This window comes from Nitrospirota bacterium, from assembly GCA_016194305.1.
GTDB lineage: Bacteria > Nitrospirota > Nitrospiria > JACQBW01 > JACQBW01 > JACQBW01.
This window is the reverse complement of the sequence record JACQBW010000002.1, coordinates 1-12,918: the sequence shown is the minus strand read 5'-3', so window position 1 is coordinate 12,918 and position 12,918 is coordinate 1. Positions and strand designations below refer to the sequence as shown.

The following is a 12,918-nucleotide window of genomic DNA, read 5'->3' as shown; positions in this document are numbered from 1 at the left end:
TGAGCTATTTCCTCGTCCGTAGCGGTCAGTAAGCTGTAGGCGATGTTTTCCCGGATCGTTCCGTTAAAGAGAAAAGGTTCCTGGGACACCATTCCGAATTGGCTTCGCAATGACGAGAGGTCGTAATTTCGGACATCTTCGTCGTCGATTAAAATGGCCCCCTCTGCAATATCGTAAAATCGCATTAATAGCTTAATGAGGGTGCTTTTTCCGGCTCCGCTCGGCCCAACTAATGCAATCTTTTCACCGGGATTAATCTCAAAATTCATATCCTGAATAACCGGGAGATCCGGACGGTAATGGAAAGTGACCTGATTAAATTGAATACGTCCCTTCAGTTTTGATTCCGGAAAGACGGGGTGTGCAACATTGACAATTTCCGGCATTTGGTCGATGACTTCAAAAACCCGTTCTCCGGAGGCGAGGGCATGTTGAAGCATATGATTGACCGAATGGATCTGATTTATCGGAGCGTAGAAAAGACCAAGATAGGAGAGAAAAGCGATCAACTCTCCAATGGTCATTGACCCTCGCGTGACCTGGACCGTTCCAAATCCGAAAACGACCAGGGTGCCGAGAGATCCGATAAAAATCATTCCCGGAGAATAGAGTGACCAGAGTCCCGAAACTTTGAGACTTTCATTGCAATAATCCCCGCTGGCCCGATTAAAACGGGCAATTTCGAAATCATGTGCATTGAACGAAAGCGTTTCGCGTATACCCGAGATCGAATCCTGAATGCGAGAGTTCAGGATGGCCGATTTCTCTCGTATGATCGAATACATGTGGTGAATCTTTGTTGTAAATTTCAGAGCGCTGAAAACCAAAACCGGAATCGGAATCAAAGAGAGGAGCGCAAGTTTCCAGTTCAAATAAAAGAGAACGGCGGTTATTCCGACCACAGTAAAAAGCGCGATGGTCATGCTTTCTATCCCGTCGATAAAGATCCGCTCGACATTATTGACGTCGTTATTGACCCGCGACATGATTTCTCCCGTCGAACGGTTCTCATAATAACTGAGGGAAAGTCTTTGCAGGGAGCGGTAGACATGATCACGGATATCGTAAATGATCTTTTGTTCCAAATGATTATTGAGCCGAATTCTTGCCAGGGTCAAAATATTTTTCAATAAATAGGCAGATATCATCGCTGCGATAATCCACTTGAGCAGTGAAAGATTGGACTCTTTAATAACATTGTCGATGGTGAGCTTGATCAGCCAGGGGGGGAGCAGATCGATCAGAGTAATCAGCGCCGCGGAGCTGAGAGTCAGGAATGCCAAAATCTTGTAGGGACGAAGATAGACAATCACTCGCAAAAGAGATTTCATTCTATTATCCCAGCGCCTGCCGAATCAGATGAAACAAGAGAGTCTCCCACATGGAAAAAGTACCGATGAAATAGATCTTCATTATAAGAGAGCGATCGCGGGTATTCAATCCCTTTTGGATATGCAGGGACACAATACCTCTGGACACCGCTGCCGGTTTTGTAGCAAAATTATCTTTATCTTTCAATGGGATCAATCCGATGCCCCGGATCAATCATCAAGAACAGATGCTTCACTTCTTGATTTGGTTTTTGAGACGACATATTCACCAAATCCTTTCAGGTCTCAACCATTTCAAACGCGCCGAGACAGGTGAAATCCAGGATCTCCTGGAAAACATTCTGGAAAGAGTCACCCAGGCCGAATATTTTGACGCACCTATCCAGGAAAAGATTGAAGAATTGACCCAATTCAAATATTTTGTCCAGACGCTCAGCGGAGCGGATATTCATGGGGATGAAGTGTTCCGCCGCGGTCCCGATGTCGACTGAACCAGGATAAAATGTGGCGTGAGACTCTCTCATCCCTGCTGTCTGGAAAACGGATAAAGCAGGTTGATTACGCGGACGTCCGCGTTATTCCGAGCCATTGTGAGGAAACCCTCCTGGTCAAGAACGGTAAAATTCTCCAACGGACCCATTCCGAGAATGTCGGTTATGGTATCCGAGTTCTGGCCGGAGGGGCCTGGGGATTTGCAAGTTGTTCTACGCTTGATCACAAAGAAGCCGAAAAGTCTTTTGACAGAGCCATTGAAATGGCACGTGCTTCTGCCTTGATTGCAGACCCGCCAGTCCGACTTTATCCTGTCCGGGGACCTATCCAGGGAAAATATCGTACTCCTTGTCAAAAAGATCCGTTCACTGAAGTGACCCTCGAAGAAAAAGTCAAAGCCCTTTTAAAAACAGATCAACTATTAAGAGAATCCAGTGCGAAGGTGACGCTACGGGAATCGAGTATGACTTTCTCAAAAATGGAAAAAATATGGATGAACAGCGAAGGTTCTTATGTAGAGCAGGAGTTGATTGAAAGCGGAGCTGGCATGGAAGTCGTCGCTGTTTTGAGAGATGAGGTCCAGAAGAGATCTTACCCCAACAGTTTTCGGGGGAATATCGGCACGGCAGGATATGAATTTGTGGAGTCGATGCGACTTGCAGATCATGCCCTTCGAATTGGAGAAGAAGCCGAAGCTTTGCTTTTTGCCGCACCCTGTCCCGAGACCCGCACGGATCTGATCCTGATGCCGGATCAGCTTTGTCTTCAGATTCACGAGTCGATTGGACATGCCATCGAATTGGACAGAATATTTGGATCCGAATTGACCTATGCCGGGGGGAGTTTCTTATCAGAACATATTCAGGAATTAGGGAATTTTCGATATGGTTCTCCCCTCGTGAACATTGTTTCAGACTCGACACTTAGAGAAGGTCTCGGAACGTTCGGCTATGACGACGAAGGGATCGCAGCGCAAAAGAACGATATCATTCGTGAAGGTATGCTGGTCGGACTTCTTTCCTCACGCGAATCGTCGGATGAATATCTCCGTCTGACAGGAAAATCATTACTGCCAAACAGTTGTATGCGTGCCACCCATAGTAACCGGGTTCCCCTCATTCGAATGACCAATCTCTACCTGGAACCGGGAGAAGGAACCCTGGCTGAACTGATCCACCGCACGAACGAAGGGATTCTGATGGAGACGAATTCAAGCTGGAGCATTGATGATCTCAGAAAGAATTTTAGTTTCGGTACGGAAATCGCCTGGGAAATCAAAAAGGGTAAACGGACACGGATGCTGAAGAATCCATTTTATCGAGGCATGACTCTTGATTTTTGGAACTCCTGCAATGCGGTTTGCGGTCCTTCGGAATGGAGAAGTTATGGAACCCCAAATTGCGGGAAAGGGATGCCGGGACAGTCGATGCATGTGGGTCATGGTGCCTCTCCGGCAAGATTTGGCCAGATCCAGGTCGGAAGCCAGGGATTGAAATGAAATCGAAGGACCAGATAGAAGAACTTTTGTCAGAGTGTTTGGCCCGGCTAAAAGTGGCGGGTATTGACCAGGGTGAAATTCTCTATTGGGAGACTGAAATGGGGACGATTCGAACTTTCCTGAATCGGGTCAGTCACCACGGGATGACCGGGGACGCTGATCTCTATATGACGGCTATTCGTGGGAAAGAGATTGGTCGGGCCCAAACTTCAGATCTTGGCCGAAACGGTATCCAGCAGTTGATTCGCCGGGCGACCTGTCAGGTCGGTCACGAGGCTTCTTTTACCCCCTATCCGGTTCTTCCCGGACCTTTTCGAAATCTTTCCCCATCCAGAAAAATGTTTTACGAATCGACATTGAAAATGTCCGCAGGCGAAAGAATTAAATTAATTCAAGAGACCGTCGATCATTCAAAAACGTTCCAATTGAAATGTTCTGCCAGGTTGATGAATGGCGGGGGTCGAATGGGAATTATCAATTCGAGCGGCGCGCTGGTGATTGCAGAATATACGGAAGCTTCGCTCAGTCTCATTTTGACTGACGAGAAGAAAGTATCCGCCTATTCCAGCAGATCTTCAGAAAATATAGAATTCTTGAATAAAGATCTGACATTTCAGGAGGCAACGGAAAATGCGATTCGGCAAAAATCCCTTCCTGTGGTTCCCCTTCAGCTGAAGGGAAATGAAGAGTTCTTCGATGTGATCTTGGGGCCCGATGCCGTGGCCGAATGGATCGAGACGCTTGCTTCAACGGGATTAAATGGCCTTCACTATGAAGAAGAGGAAAGCTTTGTCAGCGGACGGTTAAATCAGAAGCTCCTGGGTGAAAATATCTGTCTCTATGACGATCCGATGGAGCTTCACGGACTTCATGCACCCTTTGATTTTGAGGGAGTGCCTAAAAAGAAAATCGTTCTATTTGAGCAGGGTGTTGCAAAATCAGTCTGTTATGATTCGTCGACGGCTGATAAATTTAGTAAGAAAAGCACAGGGCATGCGCTACCTCCGTTTGAACGCTCTTACGGCGCTATTCCAAGGCATCTGTTTTTAAAAGGTGGAAAATCGAGCGTTGAAGAGATGATCGCTTCCTCAGATGAACCGACCCTCTATGTCACCCGATTTCATTATACGAATGTCGTGAACTCCAAGGTGTGTCTGCTGACTGGCATGACGAAAGACGGTACCTTTTTGATTCGAAAGGGAAAAATCGTCGGCCCGGTTTCCAATCTCAGGTTTCTTGAATCGATCCCGGAAGCGTTAAACCGGGTTACTCTGATCGGCGAGCCGAGGCTAGTTCATGATCCGGTTGGCTATGGCGGACTGTATCCAGAGGGGTCCGTTGTTCCTCCTTTAAAAATAAGAAAAGTCAGATTTATCGGCTCGTCTGCAAACCTGGAAAGCTGAACTCCGGGATTCCTGATCCTCTTCATGTGCTTCCAAACCGGGCACTCGGGTTGACATTTGGCGAACCTATTTTAAACTTAAATAGGATATCCTGAACGATAACAAGATGGTGTCGAAATGGATGAAAAAGAACTGAAACAGACCTTATCGCTTCTCTCCGCATCCCTGGAGGCGGTCGCAGATGGCCTGTTGGTGGTGGATCTTCAGGGGAAAATCCTGAATTACAACCAGCGATTTTGCAAAATGTGGAATATCCCGCGATCCGTTTTTGAGGAGAAAGTGGATCAGAAAATATTTCACTATGTTCTGGACCAGCTCCTCAATCCGGTAGACTTTATGAACCAGGTCCAGTCCCTATATTTACATCCGGAGGCCGAAAGTGCGGATCTCCTGGAATTCAAAGATGGAAAATATTTTGAACGGCATTCCTTTCCATTAAGAATCTCGGATGAGATCGAAGGAAGAGTCTGGAGTTTCAGGGATATCACGACCACCAAGACGACTGAAAATTACCTTTTGGAAAGTGAAGAAAGATATCGAAGTATCTTCGAATCATCGGTCCTCGGAATTATCAATTTAAATCGCGACGGGAGTTTCATTCAAATCAATACCTCTTTTTGCAATTTTTTGGGTTATTCCAGGATGGAGTTGATGGAAAAGAATATCATGGAAGTGACTTACCCGGAAGATCGTCCGAAAACGCGCTGGGGAGTTCAAGATTCCAGCGCCCAAAAACGGGTGGAGATTGAAAAGCGGTATCTCAGGAAAGATGGGTCAATCGTTTGGGGCCGGGTTTCTTCGTCCTGGATCAAGAGCTCCCACGGAGAATATTCCGTCGCGATTATTCAGGATATTACCGAGCGAAAACGCGTCGAAATGGAAAGTGAAAAATCATTATCTTTGCTTCATGCGACACTTGAATCCACTGCAGACGGAATTCTCGCTGTCGATAAAGAAGGAAAAAAGATTATCTTGTACAATGACCAGTTTTTAAAAATGTGGGGAGTTCCGGATTCCATCCTTGAGACGATCAAGAAGACCAAAGACGACACCCCGTTACTTGCTTATAATACCCGTCAGGTCAAAGATCCGGAACAATTCATAAACAGGGTGAAGGAATTATATCGGAATCCTACCCTGGATAGTTTCGACGTGTTTGAATTGAAAGACGGACGTGTATTTGAACGCCATTCCAAACCTCAAATGGTTGAAAATAAAAATATCGGACGTGTCTGGAGTTTTCGCGATGTGACCCACAGGGCTTCGACAGAGAAACGCCTGCACCAGTTGGCCAATTTTGATGCTTTGACCGGTCTTCCTAATCGCACCCTTTTATACGACCGCCTGGATCAGGCGATGGCAAGGGCCAAGTGGACCAAACGTTTTGTCGGAGTTTTGTTCCTGGACCTGGATCGGTTTAAAAATATTAATGATACGCTAGGGCATGATTTTGGCGACCTGTTGTTGAAAGAAGTCTCCAGACGGCTCTCCACCTGCATACGGGAAGGAGACACCATTGCCCGACTTGGTGGAGATGAATTTATTTTCATCCTCGATCACGTGGCCAATTCCGATGACACGCATCTTGTCGCACAAAAAATACTCGACGTCCTGACGTCTCCTTTTCAGTTAAAAGAACAGGAAATCTTTGTCTCGGGAAGCATCGGGATCGCCGTCTACCCTGAGGATGGCCAGGATTACGAATCACTGCTCAAGAATGCGGATACGGCGATGTATCGCGCCAAAGACCAGGGAAAAAATAACTATCAACTTTATTCGCCGCTGCTCAATGCCCGGGTTTCAGATCGCTTGTCGTTGGAAAACAAACTTCGCCGTGCTTTGGAACGAGATGAATTTGTTCTCCATTATCAACCGATCATCGAACTGGCAACAGGCTCGATCGTGAGTCTGGAGGCACTGATTCGATGGATTCAACCCGATAAAGGAATCGTTTCTCCCCAGGAGTTCATTCTTATTGCGGAAGAAACCGGTCTGATTAATCCGATAGGAAACTGGGTGCTGCGTACCGCCTGCGCCCAGATTCGGACTTGGCAGGCGGCCGGATTGCCCAAGGTATCTGTCGCCGTAAATATATCCAGTCGTCAGTTTCAGCAAAGCACGTTGGTCAATACCATTTCCAATATTGTTCGGACTTCCGGCATTTTACCTGACTGTCTGGAATTAGAAATTACTGAAAGCGCTATTATGAAAAATCCGGACAATACCGCGGCAACCTTGCGAGAACTGCACAGGCTTGGAATTAAAACTTCCGTGGACGACTTTGGAACGGGATATTCGTCGCTGGCCTACCTGAAACACTTTCAAATTTCATGTCTTAAAATCGATCGCACATTTATTCGGGACATCGTAACCGATTCCGATGACCAGGCGATCGTGACGGCCATCACGGCCCTTGCACACAGTCTGAATCTCAAGGTTGTGGCAGAAGGGGTCGAAACGAAAGAACAACTACAAATTTTCCAGTCGCTCCATTGCGACAAGGTTCAGGGATTCTATTACTGTAAACCCCTTCCGCAGGAGGAGATCACGCAGCTCTTAATGGCGAAAAAAGGGTTCTTTTAGCGAAAGCCTGTTAACACTTGGTTCATGGGTCTTTTTTCCCCTTTTAATACCCACAAACGTCATTTTCTTTTTCTTTAGTTCTCCCTTAACGAAATCTAAGTCTCTAAAAAATAAGTGAATTTTCTGTAACATCTATTGGCACAATTTATGCTCCAATATACGAGTAATCAGACAACTTTTAATTGAAGGAGCAACCTATGTTAATTGGGACTTCAGGGGGCGGAGAGATGCTTCAAAACGAGCTCTTGGTATTGCAAATTATAGTCGGGATTGGGTTTATTGGGTGGATGATGTTAATGTATGTCCATACGGTACTTCTTTCAAATTCATCAGGAGAGGAGATTGGAGGCCTTAAAAATTCTTCCCGCAATGAGAAGGATGCACGTCTCGAATTCAAAAAAGCGGCTTAAAAAGACAGGTCTTTCTTAAGATGCAGATATCCTTTACAGAACGGATATCTGCATCTTAAGAGGTTATTTGGAGGGTCTTCTGGTATCACTACGCCGCCCCGCATTGATTTTGGCACGGGCTCTCTCCTGGGATTTTCTGGTACGAATCGCAGCAATTCGCTCGGCGAGGGGAACTTCAAGACGTCCTTCTGGCCGTGCGGAATAATTAAAATCAGGCAGGATGATCCTGGGAAGCCGTTTTCCGATAGAACGTTCAATGTTTTTAAGTTCGCCTTCTTCATTCGGAGCGACAAAAGTGAACGCATCTCCTGTTGCATCGGCACGGCCGGTTCGGCCCACCCGGTGAATATAATCTTCGGCCGCCTTGGGCAGATCGAAGTTGACCACATGGCCCAGGGACTCGACATCAATTCCTCGGGCGACAATATCTGTCGCAACCAGAATATGGTATTTTCCACTTTTAAATCCTGCCAAGGCTGCGGTTCTTTGAGCCTGTGACCGGTTCCCGTGAATTCTTTCCGCTTTAAAGCCATTCTTAATCAGGTTATCTGCCAGTCGATTTGCCCGGTGCTTGGTCCGAGTGAAAACCAGCGCCTGTTTAATATCCCCTCGTTGCAAAAGCTTGATAAACAGGGAAGCCTTGAGATCCTGGGGGACCGGATAGATGGCTTGGGTGATCCCTACGGCTGGCGCTGCTTGGCGTTCCAGATTGATCATCACGGGACGGTGAAGAATATCACGCGTTAACTCCAGAATGGGAGCCGGCATCGTGGCACTAAAGAAAAGGGTTTGCCGCTTGGAAGGAATATGACGGAGGATTCTCCGGATATCTGGCAGAAATCCCATATCGAGCATTCGGTCGGCCTCATCGAATACCAGGTGCTCGATTCCGGTTAGTTTGGCGTAAGGTGCCCTGAAATGATCAAGAAGACGGCCCGGTGTGGCGATCATGATATCCACGCCGCTTCGAAATGCATGTTCCTGGGGTCCCATTCCCACACCGCCGAATACCGCCGCGCCTGTAAGGGGAGTGTGGACCGCAAGATCGTTTAAATCCTCCAAAATTTGAGCAGCTAGTTCACGAGTCGGCGTAATAATCAGCGCTCGCGTCGTTCCCCGCGGCTTTCCAATCAGCTTATGAAGAATCGGCAGAAGAAAAGCGGCTGTTTTTCCACTTCCTGTCGAGGCGCACGCAAGAAGATCCTGACCCGACAGTGCCGGAGGAATAGCGTCCGATTGAATCGGCGTGGGCCGAACAAAGCCAAGATCTTTTAGGCCTTTGATGAGATTGGGATGGAGGTTTAAACTGCTAAAGGGCAAAAATCGTCCTCAATAAAAAATGGAGAATCCGGGCATTCCAATAGAACTAAAGTGAATGCCTGGATGAAGCCAGGAACTTTTCGCCTTCTTTGAAGACCACGCGGATTTTTTCTTTCGATAAGACCTGATTCACGATTCCCAGTCCGAAGGTCTGATGATCGATCAGATCATGTTCCCTGTAGAGGCCTGAAAGCGTGTAAGGTATTTTCTTCTTCGAGGAAAAAGACTCCATCAGCTGATTCCAGTTCTCTTCCACTCTTGCTTTCGGCGCGGATGCGCGTTTTTTTGCATGGGGAGAGACGAACCGATGTTCTTTTTCACAGGTATTGCAACGGACTTTCTTAATCTTCAGTCCCTCCATGGCCACGATGATGTGGGCCAGCGGCAATTTACATTTTGTACAGACCGATACCACTTCCGTTCCTGTCTTATAGATGATGCTGGTCGTCGTCACGAATTTTCCTATCTACCCTCTTTTTCTAACATGACCCGATGCAGTCGCGGCTTTGTTTAAGAGGATTATTAAGGGTGAATGTTAGATTATACCTCATGTCATCGTTAAATGATATGTTTTAATCGTGATTGAGGCGATGACCCGTGATTCGTTGAGATGACATTCAAACTGATTTTGAAACGAAACGGCGGTTGTAATCGCAATATCGACCTGTTAAAATTTTCCTCCATGGTTATCCAGTATGCCACTATTGCCATTGCCAGGCCGGTTGAACAACTCTTTCAATATGAGATTCCTTCCCATTTATTGGATCGCGTCGCGGTAGGCAAAAGGGTCAAAGTCCCTTTTGGCCGTCAGGTGATTCAGGGATTTGTGGTCAGTCTCGACAGCGAGACTTCTGTTAAACGGATCAAGCCCATCCTTGAAGTTTCCGAATATTCCCCGCAAATCAGCACCGAGCTGATTTCCCTTTCGGTTTGGATTGCCACTTATTATTTTTCGTACCCTGGTGTGACCTTAAAAATGTTTCTTCCTCCGGAGGGGACCCATGCGAAATTGCGGCGAACCTATTTGCTTAAAATTGCCCCGGAGGATCTTGAGACGGCTATGAGTCACCTCAAGAATGCACCACGCCAGACTGCGGTGCTCCGACGATTCTTGAAACAGGAAGGGGAAAGACTGATTCCGGAAGAAGGAAATGCAAATCCCTACCGGTCTCTGGCCGAAAAGAATATTTTAATCGAAGAAGAAAGGGAGGTCTTTCGGAATCCGTATGCCCGGCAGACCCCACGCTACCCGATTCCAGAATTGACTCCGGACCAGAAGACCGCATTTGAAAAGATAAAGAATGCCCTTGAAAAGAATGTATTTTCCCCGTTTCTCCTTTTTGGAGTCACGGGGAGCGGTAAGACAGAGATTTACTTAAGAGCCCTGGAACACGGGCTTAAGCTCGGAAAGGAAGGACTTTTAATTGTTCCTGAAATATCGCTTACGCCCCAAATGATCCAGCGCGTCAAAGGCAGGTTCGGTGACCGCGTAGGGGTTATTCACAGCGGGTTGTCGGCCGGTGAGCGGGGAGATGCCTGGAAGAAGATTGAATCGGGCGAGATCTCCATTGTCGTAGGTGTCCGTTCCTCTGTTTTTGTGCCATTTCGAAAGCTCGGAATTATTATCATAGATGAAGAACATGATCCCGCCTACAAACAGGAGAGTGACGTCAGGTACCATGCTCGGGATACGGCCCTGGTTAGAGCAAAGCAGCTTGGGTCGGTTGTCTTAATGGGTTCTGCGACCCCTTCGCTGGAATCGTACTATAATAGCCAAAACGGAAAATCAGTGCTCCTTTCTCTCGATACCAGGGTGGGGGAGAGAACTCTTCCATTCGTCAAGCTGATCAATTTGAAAGAGACTCCCCCGCTGTTTAAAGAAGGAGGAATCACGGAACCGCTTCATCAAGCGATTCTTTCACGATTGGAAAGAAAAGAGCAGGTCTTGCTTTTTTTAAACCGAAGAGGCTTTTCGCCTTTCTTGCTCTGCTATGAATGCGGTTTCAGTCTAAAATGCAAGAACTGTTCAGTCTCCATGACCTTTCACAAGAAAAGCGGCCAGTTTCATTGCCACTACTGCGATTATTCTGTTTTGCCTTTGTCGGGCTGTCCGCTCTGTCACGGGATTGATCTTGCTTATATGGGCCAGGGAACGGAAAAAATCGAAGAGGAACTGAGATCTTTATATCCTGAGGCAAGGATCAGACGTATGGATCGCGACACCACTGGAAGAAAATTTTCTCACGATCAGATCATTCAAGACATGCAGGGGGAGAAAGTCGACATTTTAATCGGGACACAAATGGTGACCAAAGGGCATGACCTTCCTAAAATTACATTGGTAGGGGTGCTCTGTGCCGATACCATTCTCAATTTTCCCGATTTTCGATCCGCTGAGAAAACCTTTCAAACACTGACGCAGGTTGCCGGAAGGGCCGGCAGAGGCGATACGGCAGGTGAAGTCTTGATTCAAACGTATAATCCGGATCATTACAGTCTGGTTTTCGCCCGAAATCAGGATTACAAAGGATTTTATCAAAAGGAGATGGCCTTCAGGAGGGAATTGAATTATCCCCCTTACTCGCGGTTAGTAACATTTCTATTTAGCGGTTCTGTTGAAAAAAAAGTGGAAGAGAAAACCGGAGAATTTGTCAAAATTGTTGAAAGACTAAGAGACGCCTCTCTGGAAATTCTCGGTCCAGCTCCTGCACCGCTCATGAAACTAAAAGGCAAGTATCGTTGGCGATGCCTTATCAAAGGAAGAAAAGCAAGCAAAATACAGGAGACTTCGCGAGAAATCTTGAAAAGATGGCAAGAGTTAAAAAAAGACGGTGTAAAGCTGGAAATCGATGTGGATCCTCAAAATTTATTATAACGTTTCTTTTTAAATCCCGGTTTTGGAAGGAATCGAGCGCAATGAAGTTCGGTCGATGGACAAGACACTTTCTGGAACTGTTTTTTCCCGCGGAGTGCCAGGCTTGCAAAAAAGAACTGGGTCAAAGCCGGGTGCCATTGTTTTGTGAGCCCTGCTGGTCGGGGATTCGGCCATTGGAAGGACCCTTTTGCCCGCAATGCGGGAGGCCTTTTTTATCTTCCATCGCGCTTTCTTACAGCCCCGGACACCGATGCGGGGATTGTCGCGCCACTCCCCCTTATTTTGATCAAATGACCATCCCTTTTTCTTACGAGGGGACTCTGGCAAAAAGCATCTACTTTTATAAATATCGTCGGCAGGTCTCGTTAATCAAATCCCTGGTAGAATTGGTGAGGCCTCATTTGGCCCCTTTGAAAAAAGCAGAGGTGATTCTGCCGGTCCCGCTGCATCCAACCCGGTTGAGAGAACGGGAGTTTAATCAGTCGCTCTTATTGGCGGATGCTTTGGGACTCATTTTGAAAAGGCCGGTATGGGGTCATGTTTTGGTTAAGGTGAGTCAGACGACGCATCAGGTGAAATTGAGCGGGAGAGGCCGGAGAAAAAACCTTGACAGATCATTGACGGTCCCAAATCCAAAACATGTTTCCGGAAAAACAGTTTTACTGGTAGACGATGTGTTTACCACCGGTTCAACGATGAATGAATGTGCAAAAGTCTTGAAAAAAGTGGGAAGCCAGGAAGTCTACGGATTTGCCATTGCGCGTACGCGTCTCAAAGAAGCCGTGCGTCAGGATTCTTTGCGGGATTTAGAGGGGTCAGACGGATCGGAGTCGTGAATTTTAATTCCGGAGGTCAGCCGGGTCAATTCTTCCGACTGGTGGGAAAGTTCCCGGGCCATTCCTTCCCGGCTTTTTACCACTTCCAGATTATCTGAAGCGATTTGTTGAATATTTCTGGCGGACTTGAGAACATTTGAACTTCCCTGGCTCAGTTCGCCCATGGCGTT

The 12,918-nt window shown here is 46.9% G+C and carries 12 protein-coding genes; 7 read left to right on the top strand and 5 right to left on the bottom strand.

What is annotated here, in order from left to right:
* A partial coding sequence (locus HY200_00570; protein ID MBI3593431.1) for an ABC transporter ATP-binding protein occupies positions 1-1,331 on the bottom strand: 1,331 nt, incomplete at its 3' end.
* 4 nt (positions 1,332-1,335) lie between these two features.
* A complete protein-coding gene (locus HY200_00565; GenBank protein MBI3593430.1) occupies positions 1,336-1,518 on the bottom strand; it encodes a hypothetical protein in 183 nt (60 codons plus the stop codon).
* 13 nt (positions 1,519-1,531) lie between these two features.
* On the opposite strand from HY200_00565, the gene HY200_00560 reads away from it, so the two are divergent.
* The 5 genes from HY200_00560 (at position 1,532) to HY200_00540 (ending at position 7,717) form a co-directional block, all read left to right on the top strand.
* Positions 1,532-1,822 (top strand): hypothetical protein, encoded by a 291-nt coding sequence (locus HY200_00560; protein MBI3593429.1) that lies wholly within the window; start codon positions 1,532-1,534, stop codon positions 1,820-1,822.
* An 11-nt stretch (positions 1,823-1,833) separates the two neighbouring features.
* A complete protein-coding gene (locus HY200_00555; protein MBI3593428.1) occupies positions 1,834-3,321 on the top strand; it encodes a TldD/PmbA family protein in 1,488 nt (495 codons plus the stop codon).
* Positions 3,318-4,724: a TldD/PmbA family protein gene (locus HY200_00550; protein MBI3593427.1), complete on the top strand. Its 1,407-nt coding sequence runs from the start codon at positions 3,318-3,320 to the stop codon at positions 4,722-4,724. Before HY200_00555 ends, HY200_00550 begins: the two co-directional genes overlap by 4 nt.
* 117 nt (positions 4,725-4,841) lie before the next feature.
* Positions 4,842-7,307, top strand: coding sequence for an EAL domain-containing protein (locus HY200_00545; protein ID MBI3593426.1), 2,466 nt, complete (start codon positions 4,842-4,844; stop codon positions 7,305-7,307).
* A gap of 197 nt (positions 7,308-7,504) precedes the next feature.
* Positions 7,505-7,717: a hypothetical protein gene (locus tag HY200_00540; GenBank protein MBI3593425.1), complete on the top strand. Its 213-nt coding sequence runs from the start codon at positions 7,505-7,507 to the stop codon at positions 7,715-7,717.
* Positions 7,718-7,780: 63 nt separating this feature from the next.
* Here the strand turns inward: HY200_00540 and HY200_00535 are convergent, their stop codons facing one another.
* Both HY200_00535 and HY200_00530 read right to left on the bottom strand, forming a co-directional pair.
* Positions 7,781-9,037, bottom strand: coding sequence for a DEAD/DEAH box helicase (locus tag HY200_00535; GenBank protein MBI3593424.1), 1,257 nt, complete (start codon positions 9,035-9,037; stop codon positions 7,781-7,783).
* Between the two features lie 46 nt (positions 9,038-9,083).
* Positions 9,084-9,491: a hypothetical protein gene (locus tag HY200_00530; protein MBI3593423.1), complete on the bottom strand. Its 408-nt coding sequence runs from the start codon at positions 9,489-9,491 to the stop codon at positions 9,084-9,086.
* A gap of 156 nt (positions 9,492-9,647) precedes the next feature.
* Here HY200_00530 and priA point away from each other — a divergent pair, with 156 nt between their 5' ends.
* On the top strand, positions 9,648-11,912 hold the full coding sequence (priA, locus tag HY200_00525; GenBank protein ID MBI3593422.1) for a primosomal protein N': 2,265 nt from the start codon (positions 9,648-9,650) through the stop codon (positions 11,910-11,912).
* A 41-nt stretch (positions 11,913-11,953) separates the two neighbouring features.
* Positions 11,954-12,748 carry a ComF family protein gene (locus tag HY200_00520; protein ID MBI3593421.1) on the top strand — a complete coding sequence of 265 codons (795 nt, stop codon included), beginning with the start codon at positions 11,954-11,956 and terminating at the stop codon, positions 12,746-12,748.
* On the opposite strand, the gene HY200_00515 is transcribed toward HY200_00520, so the two are convergent.
* Positions 12,700-12,918 (bottom strand): hypothetical protein (locus HY200_00515; GenBank protein MBI3593420.1); only part of this gene is annotated, 219 nt, incomplete at its 5' end. The genes HY200_00520 and HY200_00515 overlap by 49 nt on opposite strands.

Bases quoted from the DNA above. Each gene is read 5' to 3' on its own strand.
- HY200_00560 (MBI3593429.1), top strand. From the start codon at position 1,532: ATGCCCCGGATCAATCATCAAGAACAGATGCTTCACTTCTTGATTTGG.
- HY200_00555 (MBI3593428.1), top strand. From the start codon at position 1,834: ATGTGGCGTGAGACTCTCTCATCCCTGCTGTCTGGAAAACGGATAAAG.
- HY200_00550 (MBI3593427.1), top strand. From the start codon at position 3,318: ATGAAATCGAAGGACCAGATAGAAGAACTTTTGTCAGAGTGTTTGGCC.
- HY200_00545 (MBI3593426.1), top strand. From the start codon at position 4,842: ATGGATGAAAAAGAACTGAAACAGACCTTATCGCTTCTCTCCGCATCC.
- HY200_00540 (MBI3593425.1), top strand. From the start codon at position 7,505: ATGTTAATTGGGACTTCAGGGGGCGGAGAGATGCTTCAAAACGAGCTC.
- priA (MBI3593422.1), top strand. From the start codon at position 9,648: ATGACATTCAAACTGATTTTGAAACGAAACGGCGGTTGTAATCGCAAT.
- HY200_00520 (MBI3593421.1), top strand. From the start codon at position 11,954: ATGAAGTTCGGTCGATGGACAAGACACTTTCTGGAACTGTTTTTTCCC.